General features: G+C 72.7%; 18 protein-coding genes. 8 read left to right on the top strand and 10 right to left on the bottom strand.

Annotated features, from left to right (window positions below):
- Positions 1-21: 21 nt before the first annotated feature.
- From A8711_RS01285 to A8711_RS01270, 3 genes are all read right to left on the bottom strand, one after another.
- Complete coding sequence (locus A8711_RS01285) at positions 22-1812, bottom strand: 3-hydroxyacyl-CoA dehydrogenase family protein (RefSeq protein ID WP_064447821.1); 1791 nt, start codon at positions 1810-1812, stop codon at positions 22-24.
- A 123-nt stretch (positions 1813-1935) separates the two neighbouring features.
- The gene (locus A8711_RS01280) at positions 1936-3000 is read right to left on the bottom strand and encodes an alpha/beta fold hydrolase (protein WP_069087241.1); all 1065 of its coding nucleotides are present in this window, start codon (positions 2998-3000) and stop codon (positions 1936-1938) included.
- A 469-nt stretch (positions 3001-3469) separates the two neighbouring features.
- Positions 3470-3916, bottom strand: a complete 447-nt coding sequence (locus A8711_RS01270) for an FHA domain-containing protein (protein WP_043328712.1) — start codon at positions 3914-3916, stop codon at positions 3470-3472.
- 218 nt (positions 3917-4134) lie between these two features.
- On the opposite strand from A8711_RS01270, the gene A8711_RS01265 reads away from it, so the two are divergent.
- Positions 4135-5637: an aldehyde dehydrogenase family protein gene (locus tag A8711_RS01265; RefSeq protein WP_069087239.1), complete on the top strand. Its 1503-nt coding sequence runs from the start codon at positions 4135-4137 to the stop codon at positions 5635-5637.
- A 9-nt stretch (positions 5638-5646) separates the two neighbouring features.
- Here the strand turns inward: A8711_RS01265 and nucS are convergent, their stop codons facing one another.
- Positions 5647-6306 carry an endonuclease NucS gene (gene nucS / locus A8711_RS01260; protein ID WP_030503891.1) on the bottom strand — a complete coding sequence of 220 codons (660 nt, stop codon included), beginning with the start codon at positions 6304-6306 and terminating at the stop codon, positions 5647-5649.
- 71 nt (positions 6307-6377) lie between these two features.
- On the opposite strand from nucS, the gene A8711_RS01255 reads away from it, so the two are divergent.
- Both A8711_RS01255 and A8711_RS01250 read left to right on the top strand, forming a co-directional pair.
- Positions 6378-6995, top strand: a complete 618-nt coding sequence (locus A8711_RS01255; RefSeq protein ID WP_043328707.1) for a DUF4126 domain-containing protein — start codon at positions 6378-6380, stop codon at positions 6993-6995.
- Between the two features lie 59 nt (positions 6996-7054).
- Complete coding sequence (locus A8711_RS01250) at positions 7055-7351, top strand: DUF1540 domain-containing protein (protein ID WP_043328704.1); 297 nt, start codon at positions 7055-7057, stop codon at positions 7349-7351.
- A 105-nt stretch (positions 7352-7456) separates the two neighbouring features.
- Here the strand turns inward: A8711_RS01250 and A8711_RS01245 are convergent, their stop codons facing one another.
- The 4 genes from A8711_RS01245 to A8711_RS01230 all read right to left on the bottom strand — a co-directional run bounded on the left by A8711_RS01245 (position 7457) and on the right by A8711_RS01230 (position 12915).
- A complete protein-coding gene (locus A8711_RS01245; RefSeq protein WP_069087238.1) occupies positions 7457-9460 on the bottom strand; it encodes a protein meaA in 2004 nt (667 codons plus the stop codon).
- Between the two features lie 103 nt (positions 9461-9563).
- On the bottom strand, positions 9564-11717 hold the full coding sequence (locus tag A8711_RS01240; RefSeq protein ID WP_069087237.1) for an FtsX-like permease family protein: 2154 nt from the start codon (positions 11715-11717) through the stop codon (positions 9564-9566).
- Positions 11714-12394: an ABC transporter ATP-binding protein gene (locus A8711_RS01235; protein ID WP_069087236.1), complete on the bottom strand. Its 681-nt coding sequence runs from the start codon at positions 12392-12394 to the stop codon at positions 11714-11716. The genes A8711_RS01240 and A8711_RS01235 overlap by 4 nt, the downstream gene beginning before the upstream one ends.
- A complete protein-coding gene (locus A8711_RS01230; protein ID WP_069087235.1) occupies positions 12391-12915 on the bottom strand; it encodes a PadR family transcriptional regulator in 525 nt (174 codons plus the stop codon). The genes A8711_RS01235 and A8711_RS01230 overlap by 4 nt, the downstream gene beginning before the upstream one ends.
- 86 nt (positions 12916-13001) lie before the next feature.
- Here A8711_RS01230 and A8711_RS01225 point away from each other — a divergent pair, with 86 nt between their 5' ends.
- From A8711_RS01225 to A8711_RS01215, 3 genes are all read left to right on the top strand, one after another.
- On the top strand, positions 13002-13850 hold the full coding sequence (locus A8711_RS01225; protein WP_069087234.1) for an ABC transporter ATP-binding protein: 849 nt from the start codon (positions 13002-13004) through the stop codon (positions 13848-13850).
- Entirely contained in the window at positions 13847-14692 is an 846-nt protein-coding gene (locus A8711_RS01220) for an ABC transporter permease (RefSeq protein ID WP_043328679.1), read from the top strand. The genes A8711_RS01225 and A8711_RS01220 overlap by 4 nt, the downstream gene beginning before the upstream one ends.
- 86 nt (positions 14693-14778) lie before the next feature.
- A complete protein-coding gene (locus A8711_RS01215) occupies positions 14779-15588 on the top strand; it encodes an alpha/beta hydrolase family protein (protein WP_069087233.1) in 810 nt (269 codons plus the stop codon).
- 40 nt (positions 15589-15628) lie between these two features.
- On the opposite strand, the gene A8711_RS01210 is transcribed toward A8711_RS01215, so the two are convergent.
- Both A8711_RS01210 and murA read right to left on the bottom strand, forming a co-directional pair.
- Entirely contained in the window at positions 15629-16477 is an 849-nt protein-coding gene (locus A8711_RS01210; RefSeq protein ID WP_069087232.1) for a 3-hydroxyacyl-CoA dehydrogenase family protein, read from the bottom strand.
- Positions 16478-16546: 69 nt separating this feature from the next.
- Positions 16547-17968 carry a UDP-N-acetylglucosamine 1-carboxyvinyltransferase gene (gene murA / locus A8711_RS01205; RefSeq protein ID WP_069087231.1) on the bottom strand — a complete coding sequence of 474 codons (1422 nt, stop codon included), beginning with the start codon at positions 17966-17968 and terminating at the stop codon, positions 16547-16549.
- Between murA and A8711_RS01200 the strand changes: the two genes are divergently transcribed.
- On the top strand, positions 17967-18539 hold the full coding sequence (locus A8711_RS01200) for a cob(I)yrinic acid a,c-diamide adenosyltransferase (protein ID WP_013475364.1): 573 nt from the start codon (positions 17967-17969) through the stop codon (positions 18537-18539). The two genes, murA and A8711_RS01200, sit on opposite strands and share 2 nt — an antisense overlap.
- On the top strand, positions 18515-18931 hold the full coding sequence (locus A8711_RS01195; RefSeq protein WP_069087230.1) for a VOC family protein: 417 nt from the start codon (positions 18515-18517) through the stop codon (positions 18929-18931). The genes A8711_RS01200 and A8711_RS01195 overlap by 25 nt, the downstream gene beginning before the upstream one ends.
- Positions 18932-19100 lie beyond the last annotated feature (169 nt).

Here is a 19100-nt window from a genome sequence, read left to right as displayed (position 1 = left end):
GGGCCCGGCTGTTGACGACGGTCAGCGCCGGGTGTGGTCGCGGAACCCGCGGCCGGACTTGCGGCCCAGGTAGCCGGCCGTCACCAGGTGCTCCAGCAGCGGCGCCGGGGCGAAGCCGGGCTCGCGCAGCTCCAGGTACAGCTCCCGCTGGATGGCCAGCGAGACGTCCAGGCCGACCACGTCGAGCAGCTCGAACGGGCCCATCGGGTAACCGCAGCCGAGCTTCATCGCGTAGTCGATGTCGTCGGCGGTCGAGTAGCTGGCCTCCAGCATCCGCACCGCGTCGTTCAGGTACGGGAAGAGCAGCGCGTTGACGATGAAGCCGGACCGGTCGCCGCAGACCACGCCGGTCTTGCCGAGCGTCGCGCAGACCGCGCGGGCGGTGGCCGACGTCTCGGCGGAGGTGCGGATGGTCCGCACGATCTCCACCAGCGGCATGATCGGCGCCGGGTTGAAGAAGTGCAGGCCGATCACGTCGGCCGGGCGCTGGGTCGCCATCGCCACGTCGATCACCGGCAGCGACGAGGTGGTGGTGGCGAGCACGACGCCCGGCTTGCAGATCTCATCGAGGCTGGCGAACAGCGCCTTCTTGACGCTCAGCTCCTCGATCACGGCCTCGACCACCAGGTCGACGTCGGCCAGGTGGTCCAGCGTCGCGGACCAGGTGATCCGGCCCAGCGCGGCGTCCCGGTCGGTCTCGCTGAGCTTGCCCCGCACCACGCCCTTGTTGAGCGAGGTCTTCACCGTTTCGCAGACCTTCGCGGACTTCTCCGCGCCCCGGGTCACCGAGATGACCTCGTAGCCGGCCTTCGCGAAGACCTCGATGATGCCGGTGGCCATGGTGCCGGAGCCGACCACGCCGACCTTCGCGATGGCGCGGGCGCCGTCGGCGAGCGCGGCGTCACCGGCCGGCGGCGTGTACTCGTCGGGTACGACCTTCGGCGAGCCCGGCCGCTCGTAGGTGTAGAAGCCGCGACCGGACTTCCGGCCGAGCAGCCCGGCGGTGACCATCTGCTTGAGCAGCGGGGCCGGGGCGTGCCGGCGGTCCCGGCCGCCGCGCCGGTACATCGTGTCGAGGATCTCGTACGCGGTGTCCAGACCGATCAGGTCCATCAGCGCCAGCGGGCCCATCGGCAGGCCGCAGCCGAGCTTCATGGCGGCGTCGATGTCCTCGCGGGTGGCGTAGCGGGCCTCGAACATGCCGACCGCGTGGTTCAGGTAGCCGAACAGCAGCGCGTTGGCGATGAAGCCGGCCCGGTCGCTGATCGTCACGTCGACCTTGCCGAGCCGCTCGCAGAGCGCCTCCACGTCGGCGACCACGTCGGCCGAGGTGACCACCGTGCGGACCACCTCGACCAGCTTCATCACCGGGGCCGGGTTGAAGAAGTGGATGCCGATGACCTGGTTGGGCCGGGAGGTGGCGACGGAGATCTCGGTGACGCTCAGCGAGGACGTGTTGGTGGCCAGGATCGCCTCGGGCTTGCAGACCCGGTCCAGCTCGGCGAAGATCCGCTGCTTGAGGTCCAGGTGCTCGGGCACCGCCTCGATCACCAGGTCCACGTCGTGCAGCGCGTCCAGCCCGACCCGGAAGTCGACGCGCGCCAGCAGCGCGTCCCGCTCGGCCTCGGCGAGCTTGCCCTTGGCGACGGCCCGGTCGGTGGAGCCGGTCAGCGTGACCCGCCCCCGCTCCAGGGCGGCCTCGGAGATCTCGACGGCTGTGACGTCGAGGCCGTTGCGGGCGAACACCTCCACGATGCCGGCACCCATGGTGCCCAGACCCACCACGCCCACCCTGGTGAACTCCCGCGCCACGACCGGCCTCCCCTGGCTCGACTCCGCCGTCCGCGACATGAACGGCCGCTAAGGTTATGCGCCGGAGTCTGCCACGTGACGCTGTGTTGTCGAGACGCCGTGGGATATTTCACGCACCGCGCCTCAGTCGATGGCGTTCTCCCCGGCCAGCGCCAGCAGTTCGGCGACGAACTCCGCCGGCCGCTCCAGGTGCGGACTGTGCCCGCACCCGGGCAGCACCACCTCACGGTACGTCCCGCCAGCCGCCGCGTACCGGTCCAGCACCGCGCGGGTCTGCCCCACCATCGGCTGCGGCGGGCACTCCTGCGGGCCCGGCCAGCCGGGCACCACGCCGAGCTGACCGAGGTACGTCAGGTCGAACAGCGAGGTGTCCGAGACGATCACGTCGGCGTCTCCGCGTACCCAGGTCACCGGCGGCTTGACCGGCACGGCGACCAGCTCGTCGGCGAGCCGGAAGTGGGCCGGGGCCAACGCGTTGAGGACGCCGCGCGGCCCGGCGGCGGTCCCCGGCCAATGCGCCGAGGCCACCGCGGTGCCCGGGTAGTTGTCGTCCCCGGTGGCGGTGGTCAGCATGCTGTCCAGCAGCAGGTCCTCGTGCTCGCCCAGCGAGGCCGGGTCGGCCACGTACGCGGAGCGCAGCACCGCCCGCGGGCTGGTCGGGCCGTCGGCGCTCCGGTCACCGGCGGCGAGCCGCGCCACGAAGTCCGGGTTCGCGCCTCCGGCGCCGGTCCCGGCGAAGTCGGGCGTGGTGGGGTTGCCGTCGAGGTCCCGGGTGCCGCCGAAGCCGTACGGGGACACCGGCGCCTCCAGCAGCAGCCCGGACACCCGCTCGGGGTGGCCGACGAGCAGCCGCATCGCCACGCCGCCGCCCAGCGAGTGCCCGGCCACCACCGGCCGGGCGCCGGGCGGGAACAGCCCCGGGGCGTCCAGCAACGCGGCCACGTCGTCGGCGAAGTCGCCGAGCCCCCTGGTGGCGTCGACGGGTGCGGTGTCGGTCTCGCCGTAGCCGCGCAGGTCGGGGGCGACCACCCGGAGCGTGTCCGGCAGCCGGGCGAGCAGCGGTTCCCAGAAGGCGGAGGAGGAGACGTTGCCGTGTACCAGCAGGACCGGTACGCCGTCCGGCGGACCGGCCACTCGGACCGCCTGGGTGATGCCGTTGGCCTGGACCGTGAGCCGTGCGCTGCGCATCCGCGCATGCTGGCACGCCCGCCCGCCCCCGGTCCATGTCCCCCACCCCCACACCGCCCCACCCGACCATGGCGCGCACCCACCCCCCTGCCACCGCGTCGATCATGAAGTTGGCGGCGACAAATCGGACGCAGAACACCGCCAACTTCATGATCGACCGGGCCTGGGAGCGCCAACCCGCCCAGCCCACCCTCCGCCGGTCGCGGCGCGCCGGTCGCGGCGGGGCGCGGCGCGGCGGGGCGCCGCGCGGCGCGGCGGTGATCAAGGAGTTTGCGTCACCACGGGAGCCGTTTCCGTACCCAAACTCCTTGATCACCGCGAGTGGGTGGGGCGGGGAGGGTGGGGAGGTGGCGGGTGGTGGGTGGTGGGTGGTGGGTGCGCGGCCGGGGGCGGCGCGGGCGTGAGGGGTCAGCGGGGCCCGGGAATCGGCGGCACTCAGTGGCCCCCGGGTCCAGCGGATGCCCGAGGTCTAACTCACGTCGGCCGGCTGCGCCTCGCGCGCCTCGATCGGCCGGCGGGGCGCCGGGACCGGCAGCGGCAGGGTGGGACGCTGGTCGCGGCGCAGCGCGCCGAAGCTCATCCCGACCGGGTCGGTGCGGGCCACCCCCGGGTCGTAGAGGCGCAAATCCGTGCGGCCGAGCCGGACCACGTCGCCGTCGGCGATCGCCACGCTGCCGGTGACCCGGGTGTCGTTGAGCCAGGTGCCGTTGGTCGAGCCGAGGTCGGTGAGCAGCACCCCCTCGGGGGTGGCCCGGACGGTGGCGTGCCGCCGGCTCAGGTGCGGATCGGCGAGCACGATGTCGGCGGTCGGCGCCCGGCCGATCACCTGCGCGTCCTGGCCGACCCGGAACGTGAGCCCCCGCATCGCCCCGCCGGACACCGTCAGCAACGGCATCAGCTCAGGATGCTCCTCCATGGACAGTCGACCTCCACCCCACATCGCCCCGCGGCGTCAGCCTGCCACCTCACCGTAGTGGCTTGCACCACCGCGCGGTCACCCCCGCGACCCCGGCCGGTCATCTCCCGTTCGCCGTTTCGGACGGCATCTCCGTCGATGCGAGGGCTGATCGTCCGCGCAGCGTACGGCGCGTGCGACACCTACCGGCGAGTAATCCTCGGGTCTAGACTTCGGCCATGACCGCTGTGCATGTGCCGGGCGCCCCGCTCATCTCCGAAGGTCGGCTGGTGTCGACCAGCCCGGCCACCGGCGCCGAGGCAGGCAGTTTCCCGCTGGCCTCCGAGGCGGACGTGCGTGCCGCGGTCGACCGCGCCCGGGCGGCCGGCGACTGGTGGGCCGGGCTCGGCTTCGCCGGCCGGCGGGACCGTCTCCAGCGCTGGCGTGGCGTGCTCGCGCGGCGGATCGAGGAACTGGCCGACCTGATGCACACCGAGGGCGGCAAGCCGGTCGGTGACGCCGTCGTGGAGATCCTCACCGCGCTGGAGCACATCGACTGGGCGGCCCGCAACGCGCAGCGGGTGCTCGGGCCGCGCCGGGTCCGTTCCCGGCTGGTCCTCGCCGAGTTCTCCGGCCACCTGGAATACCAGCCGTACGGCGTGGTGGGCGTGATCGGCCCGTGGAACTACCCGGTCTTCACCCCGATCGGCTCCGCCGCGTACGCGCTCGCGGCCGGCAACGCGGTGGTCTTCAAGCCGAGCGAGTACACCCCGGCGGTCGGCCAGTGGCTGGTCGACAGGTTCGCCGAGGTGGTGCCGGAGCAGCCGGTGTTCCAGGTGGTGCACGGCTTCGGCGCGGTCGGCGCGGCGCTGTGCCGCTCCGGCGTCGGCAAGGTCGCGTTCACCGGCTCGACCGCCACCGCGAAGCGGGTGATGGCAGCCTGCGCGGAGACGCTCACCCCGGTGCTGCTGGAGGCCGGCGGCAAGGACGCGATGATCGTGGACAGCGACGCCGACCTGGACGCCGCCGCCGACGCGTGCGTGTGGGGCGGAATGACCAACGCCGGCCAGACGTGCATCGGCATCGAGCGGGTCTACGCCGTCGACCAGGTCTACGACGCCTTCGTCGAGAAGGTGGTGGCGAAGGCCGGGCGGCTGACTGTCGGCCCCGACGGGACCGACCTCGGCCCGATCACCATGCCGTCGCAGATCGACATCATCCGCCGGCACATCGACGACGCGCTCGACCGGGGCGGCCGGGCGGTGCTGGGCGGCCCAGAGGCGGTCCAGCCGCCGTACGTGCACCCGACCGTGCTGGTCGACGTGCCGGAGGACTCGGCCGCCGTGCAGGAGGAGACGTTCGGCCCGACGCTCGTCGTCAATCGCGTCCGGGACATGGACGAGGCGGTCGAGCGGGCCAACGCGCTGCCGTACGGGCTCGGGGGTTCGGTCTTCGGCCGGGCGCGGGCGGTGGCGGTGGCGCGGCGGCTGCGTTCCGGTATGGCCTCGGTCAACTCGGCGCTGACCTTCGCCGGCATGTCGACGCTGCCGTTCGGCGGCGTCGGCGAGTCCGGCATCGGCCGCATCCACGGCGAGGAGGGGCTGCGCGAGTTCGGCCGGCCCAAGTCGGTCACCCGCCGCCGGGCCCGGTCGCTGCTGCCGGCGATGACGTTCGAGCGCACCCCGGCCGACATCGCCCGCATCGTCAAGATCGCCAAGCTGATGTACGGCCGGGGCCGCTGAGGCGGCGCCTCAGAACAGCGTCAGCTCGTCGCGTTCGATGCCGCGCAGCTTGTCGTAGTCGACCACCACGCAGCGGATGCCGCGGTCGGTGGCGAGCACCCGGGCCTGCGGCTTGATCTCCTGCGCGGCGAACACACCGGCCACCGGCGCGAGCAGCGGGTCCCGGTTCATCAGCTCCAGGTAGCGGGTGAGCTGCTCCACGCCGTCGATCTCGCCGCGCCGCTTCACCTCCACCGCCACCGCGCCGCCGACCGCGTCGCGGCAGAGCAGGTCGACCGGCCCGATCGCGGTCATGTACTCGCGGCGGACCAGCGTGAAGCCCTCCCCCAGCGTCTCCGGGTTCGCGGCGAGCAGCTCCTGCAGGTGCGCCTCGACGCCGTCCTTGCGCAGGCCCGGGTCCACGCCCAGCTCGTACGAGGTGTCCTGGAAGATCTCCTCCAGGGTGATGCGCAGCTCCTCGCCGGCCTTGTTGACCACCCGCCAGACGCCTGGCGCCTCCTCCAGCCGGCAGGGCGGGCTCATCCAGTTCAACGGCTTGTAGGCCCGGTCGTCCGCGTGGATCGACACCGAGCCGTCCGCCTTCACCATCAGCAACCGGGTCGCCGGGGGCAGGTGGGCCGAGAGCCGTCCGACGTAGTCCACTGAGCACTTCGCAATCACCAACCGCACCCGCCGAGGGTAGCCGAGGCCCCGGCGGACGCCGAYGAGCGCCACTGGCGTACCGGTGCCATATTGAGATCGTGCTCGAAGTCCTCACCGGTTCCGGTCTGGCCGCCTCGGCGGGCCTGAACGCCTACATCCCGCTGCTGCTGATGGGGCTGCTGTCCCGCTACACCGACCTGGTCGAGCTGCCCAGCGGCTGGCAGTGGCTCGGCAACGGCTGGGTGGTGCTGATCCTCGCCGTCCTGCTCGCGGTCGAGGTGGTGGCCGACAAGGTGCCTGTGGTCGACCACGTAAACGACGTGGTGCAGACGGTGGTCCGGCCGACCGCCGGCGGGCTCGCGTTCGGCGCGGGCGCCGGCTCGGAGACCGTCACCGTCAGCGACCCGGACACGTTCTTCTCCTCGCACCAGTGGGTGCCGGTGGTGGTCGGCGTGCTCATCGCACTCGGCGTGCACCTGCTCAAGGCCGCCGCCCGGCCGGTCATCAACGCGACCACCGCCGGGGTGGGCGCGCCGGTGGCCAGCACCGCCGAGGACGCGACGAGCGTGGTCATGTCGGTGGTGGCGCTGCTGCTACCGGTGCTGGTCCTGGTGTTCCTGCTCGGCCTGGTGTTCTTCGTACCGTGGCTGTTCCGCCGCCGCCGGGAGCGGCGACGGGAACGCGCCGCGGCCCGCGCGGCCGGCTTCCGCGTCTGACCCGCGCGGGCTCCCGAAACCTCTAAAATCGGGGCAAGAAACCCAAGGAGGTACGGGAGATGACCGCGTCGTTGGAGATGCCCCGGGTCCAGGAGTGCGCCGTCCGGTCCTGCGCCTACAACCACACGAACGACTGCCACGCGTTCGCCATCACGATCGGCAGCAGCGACCACGCCCACTGCCACACGTTCGTGGAGATGCCGGTGCGCGGCGGCCTCGACCAGTTGGTCGCCCAGGTCGGCGCGTGTTCGCGCGCCGACTGCCGGCACAACGCCGACCTGGAGTGCCACGCCCCGGCCATCACCGTCGGTCCCGACATGGACATGGCCGACTGCATGACCTACCAGAGCCGCTGACCCACCCGTCCGGAGGCGCCGTCCGCATGGAGGCGCCGCTTTCGCGCGCGGGTGATAAGAAGGGGCCCCTTCCCTACCGGAGGCGTTAATAAGGGGCCCTTCCTTTCACGACAGGGCGTTGGCCTCGCGGATCACCGTCACCAGCTCGTCGATGATGCCGGTGAGCGCGAAGTCCTTCGGCGTGAACACCCGGGCCACCCCGGCGGCCCGCAGCGCCTCGGCGTCGGCGGCCGGGATGATCCCGCCCACCACCACCGGCAGGTCGCCCCGACCGGCCGCGCGCAGCCCGTCCAGCACCGCCGGCACGGCGGCCAGATGCGAGCCGGACAGCACGGAGAGCCCGACCAGGTCGACGTCCTCCTCCACGGCGGCCGCCACGATCTGCCCGGCGGTCAGCCGGATGCCCTGGTAGACCACCTCGAACCCGGCGTCGCGGGCGCGTACCGCGATCTGCTCCGCGCCGTTGGAGTGCCCGTCCAGCCCCGGCTTGCCGACCAGCAGCCGCAGCCGGCCGCTGCCCAGCTCCCGCGCGGTGGCGGCGACCCGCTCCCGCACCCCGGCGAGGGTCGCGTCACCGGCCGTTCCGACCGCCCCGGCCAGGCCGGTCGGCGCGCGGTACTCGCCGTACACCTGGCGCAGCGCGCCCGCCCACTCGCCGGTGGTGACCCCGGCCCGTACACAGGTAAGCGTCGCCGGCATCAGGTTCGCCGTGGTGGCGGCGTCGGCGCGCAGCCGGTCCAGCGCCGCCTCGACAGCCGCCGCGTCCCGGTCGGCCCGCCACCGGCGTACGCCGTCGGTGGCCGCCTCCTCGACGGCCGGGTCCACCTGCTCGATCGCCTCGGCGCCCGCTGCGGTGAGCGGCGACGGCTCGGTCTCGGTGAACCGGTTGACGCCGACCACCACGTCCGAACCGGACTCCATCCGGCGACGGCGCTCGGCGAGCGAGGCCACCAGCGCGCTCTTGAGGTAGCCGGACTCGACGGCGGTGACCACGCCGCCCATCTCCAGCACCTTCTCCAGCTCGACGCGGGCGCCGGAGACGATGTCGTCGACCAGCGCGGTCATCACGTGCGAGCCGGCGAACAGGTCCGGGTACTCCAGCAGGTCCGACTCGTACGCCAGCACCTGCTGCATGCGCAGCGACCACTGCTGGTCCCACGGGCGGGGCAGACCGAGCGCCTCGTTCCAGGCGGGCAGCTGCACGGCCCGGGCGCGGGCGTCGCGGGACAGCGTGACGCCCAGCATCTCCAGCACGATGCGCTGGATGTTGTTCTCCGGCTGCGCCTCGGTCAGGCCCAGCGAGTTGACCTGGACGCCGTAGCGGAACCGGCGCTGCTTCGGGTCCGCCACGCCGTAGCGGTCGCGGGTGATCTCGTCCCAGAGCGCGCCGAACGCGCGCATCTTGGCGATCTCCTCGACGAAGCGCACCCCGGCGTTGACGAAGAACGAGATCCGCTGGACCACGTCGCCCATCCGCTCGGGCGGCACCTGGCCGGAGTCGCGCACGGTGTCCAGCACGGCGACGGCGGTGGCCAGCGCGAAGCCGACCTCCTGCACCGGCGTGGCCCCGGCCTCCTGGAGGTGGTACGAGCAGATGTTCACCGGGTTCCACCGGGGCATCTCGCGCAGCGTGTACGCGATGATGTCGGCGGTCAGCCGCAGCGACGCCGCCGGCGGGAAGATGTACGTCCCCCGGGACAGGTACTCCTTGATGATGTCGTTCTGCGTGGTGCCGGCGCAGCGGCTCAGCTCCGCGCCCTGCTCGGCGGCGACGGTGCCGTAGAGGCCGAGCAGCCACATGGCCGGGGCGTTGATGGTCATCGAGGTGTTCATCTCGGCGAGCGGGATGCCCTCGAACAGCGCCCGCATGTCGCCCAGGTGCGCCACCGGCACGCCGACCCGGCCCACCTCACCGGAGGCCAGCTCGTGGTCCGGGTCGTACCCGGTCTGGGTGGGCAGGTCGAAGGCGACCGACAGGCCGGTCTGCCCCTTCGCCAGGTTGCGGCGGAAGAGCGCGTTGGTGGCCGCGGCGGAGGAGTGCCCGGCGTACGTGCGCATCACCCACGGGCGGTCCCGCTCGGGCAGCCGTCCCGGCATCGCGTCGTCCATGGCCGGAGTTTAAGTTACCGTTTAGTAAAAGAGAGTGTGGAAAACCACACAACCCCAGGCCCGCGACGGTGGGCCGGCCGCACACACCGGCCCACCGTACGGGTCATTCGCTGCGGGCGGTCTCCGGGCCGGTGATCCGTTCCAGCAGCGGCAGCGTGGCCGCGATGACCGCGAGGCAGCCCAGCACGCCGAGGGCCACCACAGCGGCGAACCCGATCCCCGGTACGCGCAGGTCGTACTGCATCTGGGCGCGCAGGAACAGGTGTGCGGCGACCAGTCCCATCCCGACCGCCACCACGGCGACGGTCAGCAGCGGCACCACGCTCTCCAGGGCCACCACCCGGCGCAGCAGCCGAACCGGGGCGCCGCTGAGCCGCAGCAGGCTGAACGGCCGCTTCCGTTCGCTGAGGCCGGCCGCCACGGCCACGGCCAGGCTGCACCCGGCGAGCACGAGACCGGCCACCACGACGAGGTCGGCCAGCCGCTGCCAGCCCCGCATGGTGTCGGCGAAGTCGGCCTCGAAGTCGCCGGGCACGTTCGGCGCCACGTAGAACGTCGGGAACGCGGCTTCGAGGACCGTCCGGGCCCGCTCCACCGCGACCGGATCCTCCGCCTCGACCGCCACCGAACCCGCCGGGAGTCCCGCGAGGGCAGCCGGGTCCACTGGGGACGACGGCCAGATCCGGTCGGCCGAGGCGGACTCCCGCCACGGGATCAGGCCCGGCGGCACCTCGGCGACGCTCGCCCCGGCGGCACACCGCCCGTAGGCGGGCGGGATGTCCGCGCAGGCGATCACCCCGGAGTCGCGGCCGTCACCGCGTACCGGGTTCTCCCGGACGAGCACCGGGTTGCGGACGCCGGGCACCGCCGCCAGGTCGGCCAGCAGCGTGCCCGGCACCGGCGGGTCGTCAGTGAGCACCATCGACAGCCGGCCGGCCTCCAGGGAACCCCGGGGCGCCGGACCGCGCTCGTACGTGATCGTCCCCATCACGCCCACGGCGACCGTGGTGACGAACAGCGCGAGCATCACCCCGCTGACCGCCCGGAAACCGGCTGCCGGGTTGTCGGCGAGCCGGCGCGCGGCGATCAGCGCGGCCGGGCGGCCGGCCCGGGCGGCCAGCACCTTGGCGCCGACCATGGTCAGCCAGGGGCCGCCGGTGATCAGCCCGACCATGACCAGCAGCAGCGCGGGCAGGAACAGCGCGGTCTGACCGTCCGACGTGGGCGGCCGGTACACCAGGGCGAAGCCGAGCCCGGCCAGGCCGAGCGCGAGCGGGATCAGCCGGTACGCCCGTGGTGGTCGGGGCGTGACGCGGCGGCTGACGCCGAGCGGGGAGATCCGTACCCGGCGCAGCGCGACCCAGGCCGCGGCCGCCGCGCCCGCCGGCACGCCGAGGGCCACCAGGAGGGCCTCCGGCGCACCGATGGCCATGTCCCCGGGGAAGAACGGCATGCCGGTGAACGGGATGCCGGCGAGCTGGCTGCGGAACGCGAAGAACACCGCGAAGCCGGCCGCCGCGCCGGCCGCCGCCGCGAGCGCGGCCTCGACGGCCGCGACCGCCGAGATCTGCCGGGGCGTGGCCCCGACCAGCCGCATCGCGGCGAACCGCTGCTCCCGGCGGGCGGCGCCGAGCCGGGTCGCCGTGCCGATGAAGACGAGTACGGGGAACAGCAGTCCGCCCGCCACCACGCCGAGGATGAGGTCGACCGCGGCCCCGGGCAGCGGAGCGCTGTTGCCGTCGAGCCGGGTGACCTTGCGGACCTGGTCCAGCCCGCCCACCTGCTCCGGGGTGCCGCCGACCAGGACGAGCAGGGTGTCCGGTGAGGTGAGCGCCGCCGGCCCGATCTCGCCGAGGTCCCGGCCCGGGTAGCGGTCGGCGAGCTGGTCGGCGGGGGTGGTGGCCAGCAGCTTGCGCAGCGCCGGGGAGGCGTAGAACTCGCCGGGTCCTGGCGCGCGGGGAACGCCGACCGGCGTGGGCGCGTCCGGGCCGGTGGCGGCGACGTCGACGCGGACGATCTGATCGCCCCGGAAGTAGTCAAACCGGGTCGACCACAGCAGCGGGTCGGCGGACCCGCCCGCCGTCTCCTGCGGGTACATCGACGCGTAGCGGGTGAGCTGGGCGTCGGTGGCGTTCACACCGGCAAGCGTGGTGAGCAGCAGCCCGGTGCCGACCGCGACGGCGGCGGCGATGGCGACCAGCCGGAGCAGCGCCTCCCGGCCACCGGCGACGGCGAGCCGGAGCGCCAGCCCGATCACGAGACGACCCCGGCGGGCGCGTTGACCCGGCCGTCGCGCACCATGACCTCCCGGTCGGCGTACGCGGCGATGCGCGCCTCGTGCGTCACCAGGACGACTGTGGTGCCCTTCTCTCGGGCGGCGTCCACCAGCAGCGTCATCACCTCCTCGCCGGTGAGCGAGTCGAGCGCGCCGGTGGGCTCGTCGGCGAACAGCACCCGGGGCTCCGCGACCAGGCCGCGGGCCAGCGCGACCCGCTGGGCCTGCCCGCCGGACAGTTCGCCGGAGCGGCGGTGCTCCATGCCGGCCAGGCCGAGCCGCTCGAACCAGCCCCGCGCGGCGCGCAGCGCCGGAGTGCGGCGGACACCGCGCAGCAGCAGCGGCAGCGCCACGTTCTCGGCCGCGGTGAGTTCCGGTACGAGCTGCCCGAACTGGAAGACGAAGCCGAAGCTGTCGCGGCGCAGCGTGCTCCGGTCGGCCTCGCCGAGCGTGTCGATCCGGGCGCCGTCGAACCGGACCTCGCCGGAGTCGGGGCGCAGGATGCCGGCCAGGCAGTGCAGCAGCGTCGACTTGCCGGAGCCGCTCGGTCCCATCACGGCGACCACCTCGCCGGCGGCCACGGCGAGGTTCGCGCCGCGCAGGGCGGGTGTCTCGCCGAACGCGTACGTGACGTCACGTGCCTCGATCATCGGGCTCATGGCCGTACCGCCTTTCTCAGAGCGTCCAGCCGGGCGCCCGTCGTCTCGATCCACCGCAGGTCCGCCTCGAGGTGGTAGAGGCCGTGGTCGGCCAACATCACGTCGACGAGTTCGCCGCTGCGCTTGATCTCGGTCAGCTCACGCATCCGGCGCAGGTGCGCGGCGCGCTGGGTGTCCAGGTACTCCTCGGCCGGGCGGTCGAGCATCAGCGCGAGCACGACCTTGGTGAACAGCAGGGTCTGCAGGTGCGGTTCCGGTTCGACCGGCTCGGTCAGCCAGTGCTCCACCTCGGTGGCGCCCAGGTCGGTGATCACGTAGCGCTTGCGGTCCGGCCCCGCGCCGGGAGCCACGTCGCCGACCACCACCTTGCCGTCGCGGGCCAGCCGGCTCAGCGTCGAGTAGACCTGCCCGTACGGCAGCGGCTTGCCGCGCCCGAAGAAGGTGTCGTAGTCGCGCTTGAGGTCGTAGCCGTGGCTCGGTTCGCGTTCGAGCAGCCCGAGCAGGGTCAGGGGAACCGTCATGAGCAGAGACTACACCGAGTGTATACCTCGCGTATATAGCTGACCCGGCAGCGGAACGGGCCACCGCACGACGCACACTTGACGGCATGGAGAACGAGCTCGCGATTTCCGTGCGAGGGCTGCGCAAGGCGTACGGCGACAACGTCGCCGTGGCCGGGGTGGACCTGGACGTCCACCGGGGCGAGGTGTTCGCCCTGCTCGGCCCGAACGGCGCCGGCAAGACCACAACGGTCGAGATCCTGGAGGGCTACCGCCAGCGCGACGCCGGTGAGGTGCGCGTCCTCGGCGCCGACCCCGCCCACCCCGACGCCGCCTGGCGCTCCCGGGTCGGCATCGTGCTCCAGGGCACCGGCGAGTTCGACGAGCTCAGCGTCATCGAGGTGGTCCGGCACTTCTCCGGCTTCTACCCGGGCGCCGACGACCCGGACAAGGTGGTCGAGCGGGTCGGGCTGGGCGCCAAGGCCAAGGCGCGTACGCACACGCTCTCCGGCGGGCAGAAGCGCCGCCTGGACGTGGCGCTGGGCATCATCGGCCGCCCCGAGCTGCTCTTCCTCGACGAGCCGACCACCGGATTCGACCCGGAAGCCCGGCGCGAGTTCTGGGAGCTGATCCGGGACCTGTCCGCCGCCGGCACCACGATCGTGCTCACCACCCACTACCTGGACGAGGCCGAGGCGCTCGCCGACCGGGTCGGCGTGATCGCCGCCGGGCGGGTGATCGAGGTCGCGCCGCCCAACGCGTTGGGCAACCGGCAGGAGTCGCTCGCGACCGTCTCCTGGCGTACCCCCGACGGGACATTGGCCTCGGCGGAGACCGCGACGCCGACGGCGCTGGTGTACGACCTGGCCGCGCGCTTCGGCGGCGAGGTGCCCGGCCTCACCGTGACCCGGCCGACCCTGGAAGACGTCTACCTGCGGATGATCGGACACTCATGACCACCACGACGAACCCCGCGGCCCCGGTCACCGCCGCCGCGGCCCGGCGACCCGGCGCGGGCGCGCTGGCGCTGCGCCAGGGGCGGCTGGAGATCACCCAGTTCCTGCGCAGCCGGGAGTCCGTCGTGTTCACGATGGGCTTCCCGATCATCATGATTCTGATCTTCGCGGCGATCTTCAGCGACGAGATCGCGCCCGGGGTCAGCTACACCCAGTACTTCATCACCGGCATGATCGCGACCGGCCTGATGACAGTCAGCTTCCAGAACCTCGGCATCTGGATCCCGATCGAGCGGGACCGGGGCGTGCTCAAGCGCTACCGCGGTACGCCGATGCCGAAGTGGGTCTGGTTCGCCGGCAAGGTGATCATGGTGGTGGTCATCGGCATCGCCGAGACCGTGCTGCTGCTCGCCGTCTCGGTGGCGATGTTCGACCTGGACCTGCCGCAGACCACCGCCAAGTGGCTGACGTTCGCCTGGGTCTCCGTCCTCGGCGTCACCGCCTGCACGCTCTGCGGCATCGCCATCTCGTCGCTGGCCCGTACCGCCCGCAGCGGCTCGGCGGTGGTCACCCCGGTCGCGCTGGTGCTCCAGTTCATCTCCGGCGTGTTCTTCGTCTTCACCAGCCTGCCCACCTGGATGCAGCAGGTCGCGGCGATCTTCCCGCTCAAGTGGATGTGCCAGGGGCTGCGCTCGGTCTTCCTGCCGGACAGCTTCGGCGCGCGGGAGCCGGGCGGGTCGTTCGAGCTGGGCACCGTCGCGCTGGTGCTGGGCGCCTGGTGCGTCATCGGCCTGGTGCTCTGCCTGACCACGTTCCGCTGGACCACCAAGCGCGACGGCTGAGGTGTAAGGAAGGGCCCCCTTTTAACGCCTCCGGTAGAGAAAGGGCCCCTTCTTAACACGCGCCCGGCGGTGGCACACTCGCCGGCATGGCACCCACGCTGACCCGGCGTACCCTGCTCGGCGCCGCCGCCGGCGTGGCCGGCGCCGCGGTGGTCGGCGGTCTGGCCGCCCGGCAACTGGCCGGCCCCCGCCCGGGACCGGCGCCGGCCCTGCCGGACGCCCCGGCCGGCGACGAACGCCTGATCCGCATCGCCTCCGGCGCGCGCGGCCGCGAGGTCGACTTCTGGACGGCGGTGCCCGACGGGTACGGCGACGGCCGCGGCCTGCCCGTCTGCCTGGTGCTGCACGGCGCGTCGGCCACCCCGCGCGACTACGGCCGGTTCGGCCTGGCCCGCTTCCTCACCGACGCGGTACGCCGGGGCGCCCCGCCGTTCGCGCTCGCGGGCGCCACCGGCGGGCGGCTGTCCTGGCGCGCCTCCGGTGACGACGACCCGCAGCGGATGGTGCGCGAGGAGGTGCCCACATGGTGCGCCCGGCGCGGGTTCGACAGCAGCCGGCTGGCCGTGTGGGGCTGGTCGATGGGCGGCTTCGGCGCGTTGCTGCTGGCCGAGACGTACCCGAAATGGCTGCGGATGGCGGCGGCCTTCTCCCCCGCGGTGAGCCCCGGCGACGCGGTCTTCACCGGCGTGGACAAACTGCGCGGCACGCCGGTCGGGCTCTGGTGCGGGCGGCAGGACAACTTCCTCAAGGATGTCCGCGCGCTGGCCCGGGCGCTGCCCGAGGAGCCGGTACGCGCCGCCTGGGCCGACGGGCGGCACAACTTCGGCTACTGGGGCACTGTCATCCCGGACGCGTTCGCGCTGATCGGCGCCGCGCTCAGCCCGCCCCGGACGTGAACCGCCCCCGGCCGCTCGGGCCGGGGGCGGGACGGGCCGGTCAGTACGAGTAGAAGCCCTGGCCGGTCTTGCGGCCCAGGTCGCCGGCGGTGGCCATGCGCTGGAGCAGCTCCGGCGGGAAGAACTTCTCGTCGGCGGTGTCGGTGTAGATGTTGCGGGTGGCGTTGAGCAGCACGTCCACGCCGGTCAGGTCGACGGTGGCGAGCGGGCCCATGGCGTGGCCGAAGCCCAGCTTGCAGGCGGTGTCCAGGTCCTCGGCGGAGATCACGCCGGCCTCGACGAGCTTGACCGCCTCCATCGCCAGCGCGCAGATCAGCCGGGTGGTGACGAAACCGGCGATGTCCCGGTTGACCACCACCACCGTCTTGCCGATCCCCTCGGCGAACGACTTGACCGTGTCCATGGTCGCGTCGCTGGTCTTGTAGCCGCGTACCAGCTCGCAGAGCTTCATCATCGGCACCGGCGAGAAGAAGTGCGTGCCGACGACCGACTCCGGGCGCTCGGTGGCGGTGGCGATCTGGGTCACCGGGATGGCCGACGTGTTGGTGGCCAGCACCGCGTCCGCCTTGCAGATCTTGTCCAGCGCACGGAACACCTCGTGCTTGATCTCGATCTTCTCGAAGACCGCCTCGACCACGATGTCCGCGTCGGCGGCGGCCTCCAGGTCGGTGGTCGGCGTGATCCGGGCCAGCGTCGCCTCGACGTCGGACGCCTCGATCTTGCCCTTCTCGGCGAACTTCGTCAGCGACTTCCGGATGCCGTCCACACCGCGCTTCGTGGCCGCGTCGTCGATGTCGCGCAGCGTCACCTGCCAGCCCGCCTGCGCCGCCACCTGGGCGATGCCCGAGCCCATCAGCCCGGCACCGACGACCGCGAGTCGACCCGCCATCTGCTTCTCCCTCGCCGTGTTCTGCAACGTCTGCCAGAACCCTACTTAACGACGGATAAGCACCGGCTGTCAGATGGCCAGGTCCGGTTCCTCCGGCGCGGTCCCGCGTTCCACCTCGACGCCGAGCGCCCGCAGGTCCGCCACGAAGTCCGGGTAGCCCCGGTCGACGTGGTGCACGTGCGACACCTCGGTCAACCCGTCGGCGCAGAGCCCGGCGATGATCAGGCCGGCGCCGGCCCGGATGTCCGTCGCGCGTACCGGGGCGCCGGACAGCCGCTCCCGGCCGCACACCAGCGCGTGGTGGCCATCGGTACGGATCTCCGCGCCCAGCCGCATCATCTCGTTGGCGAACATGAACCGGCCGTCGAAGATGTTCTCGGTGATCAGCGAGCCACCCTCGCTGACCGCCGCCAGCCCGATCGCCATCGGCAGCAGGTCGGTGGCGAAACCCGGGTACGGCAGCGTCACCACGTCCACCGCCTTCGGGCGGTCGTCCATCCGTACCCGGAAGGCGTCACCCCGCGTCTCGACCAGGCCGCCGGCCGCGACCAGCTTGTCCAGCGCGACCTCCAGGTACGCCGGGTCCAGGCCGGTCACCGTCACGTCGCCGCGGGTCATCGCGGCGGCGAACGCCCACGTCCCGGCCACGATCCGGTCCCCCACCGTGGCGTGCCGGACCGGCCGCAACCCGGGTACGCCGACGATGTGCAGCGTCGACGTGCCGGCCCCCTCGATCCGGGCGCCCATCCGGTTCAGCATGGTGCAGATGTCGACGATCTCCGGCTCCCGGGCCGCGTTGTCGATAGTCGTGGCGCCACGGGCCAGCACCGCCGCCATCACCAGGTTCTCGGTCGCGCCCACGCTCGGGAAGTCCAGCACGATGTCCGCGCCGTGCAGCCCGTCCGGGGCCTCGGCGATGACGAAGCCGTGCTCACCGGAGATCTCCGCGCCCATCCGGGCCAGCCCGGCGATGTGCATGTCCAGGCCGCGTGAGCCGATCGCGTCGCCGCCCGGGTGCGCCACCCRCACGTACCCCCGGCGGGCCAGCAGCGGACCGAGCACGCAGATCGACGCGCGCAGCCGCCGCACCAGGTCGTAGTCGGCCTCCGCGCCCGGCCGTTCCGGCACGTCGATGAGCACCGAGCGGGACCGCTCCACACCGCCGTGGGCCACCATCGGGTCGACCGGGTCGTCCGGCCCGAAACGTACGCCGCAGCCGAGCCGCCGCAGCACCTCGCCCATGATCGCGATGTCGGTGATCCGGGGCACATTGGTGATCAGGCTGCGGCCGGGCGCGAGCAGCGCCGCCGCCATCAGCTTCAGCGCGGAGTTCTTCGCACCCACCACGTGCACGGTGCCGTCGAGCCGGGCGTCACCGCGTACCCGGATGACGTCGACGTCGCTGACCGCCGGATCGCTCGCGTCCCCCGGCCCCACCGGACTCGGCCGGGCCGGGATGGTCAGGTCCGGTATCCGTAGGCTGTGCGTCATGGCCGTCCACCTCACGCGCATCTACACCAAGGCCGGCGACGCCGGCATGACCAGGCTGAGCAACAACGAGCAGGTGCCGAAGACCGATCCGCGCATCGCCGCGTACGCGGACGTGGACGAGTGCAACGCCTCGATCGGCGTGGCGCTCGCCCTGGGGCAGCTCTCGGACGAGCTGCGAGCCGTGCTGGAGTCCGTGCAGAACGACATGTTCGACGTCGGCGCGGACCTGGCGACGCCGGTCGAGCCGGACCCGAAGTACCCGCCGCTGCGGGTGACCGAGGAGTACGTCGAGCGCCTCGAGGGCTGGTGCGACGAGTACAACGCGCGCCTGAGCAAGCTCGACTCCTTCATCCTCCCCGGCGGCACCGCTGGTGCGGCACTGCTGCACGTGGCACGGACGACCGCCCGGCGCGCCGAGCGTGCGGCATGGGCGCTGGTCGCACACGACCCCGATCGGACCAGTCCCCTCCCGGCAAAGTATCTCAACCGGCTCTCCGATTTGCTCTTTATCCTGTCAAGAACGGCAAATCCGGACGGCGACGTGCTATGGGTTCCGGGCGGGAAGCGCTGACCATCGGCGGCCTCCATCACGTGGAGGTGTGGGTACCCGACCTGGCGGCGGCCAGTCGTTCGTGGGGCTGGCTTCTCGGCGAGCTGGGCTGGACGCTCTACCAGGACTGGCCCGCCGGCCGCTCCTGGCGTCTCGGCGCGACCTACATCGTGCTGGAGGAGTCACCCGCGCTCACCGGCCGCACCCACGACAGGCGCGCGCCCGGCCTGAACCACATGGCCTTCCACGCCGGCCCGCCGGCCGCCGTCGAGCGGCTGGTCACTGCCGCCGGAGAGTACGGCTGGACGCTGCTGTTCCCGGACCGGCACCCGCACGCGGGCGGCCCGGACAGCTACGCCGCGTACCTCAGCGACGGGCAGGGGTACGAGGTCGAGCTGGTCGCGAGGACGTGAAAAGGCCGGCACCCGTCTCGGGGTGCCGGCCTTTCGCTGTGTCTTACGTGTTCGTCTTAGCTGTTCCAGTGCTGGGCGACGAGGTCGGCGGCCTGCTGTTCCCACTGGGCGTAGTGGTCCGGGTAGGCGGAGACCTGGACGGTCTGGGCGGCCTTGGTCAGGGGCATGT

The sequence above is a fragment of the Micromonospora sp. II genome (genome assembly GCF_001709195.1).
In the GTDB taxonomy this organism is placed as follows: Bacteria; Actinomycetota; Actinomycetes; order Mycobacteriales; family Micromonosporaceae; genus Micromonospora; species Micromonospora chalcea.
This window is presented reverse-complemented; position numbering and strand designations above follow the sequence as displayed.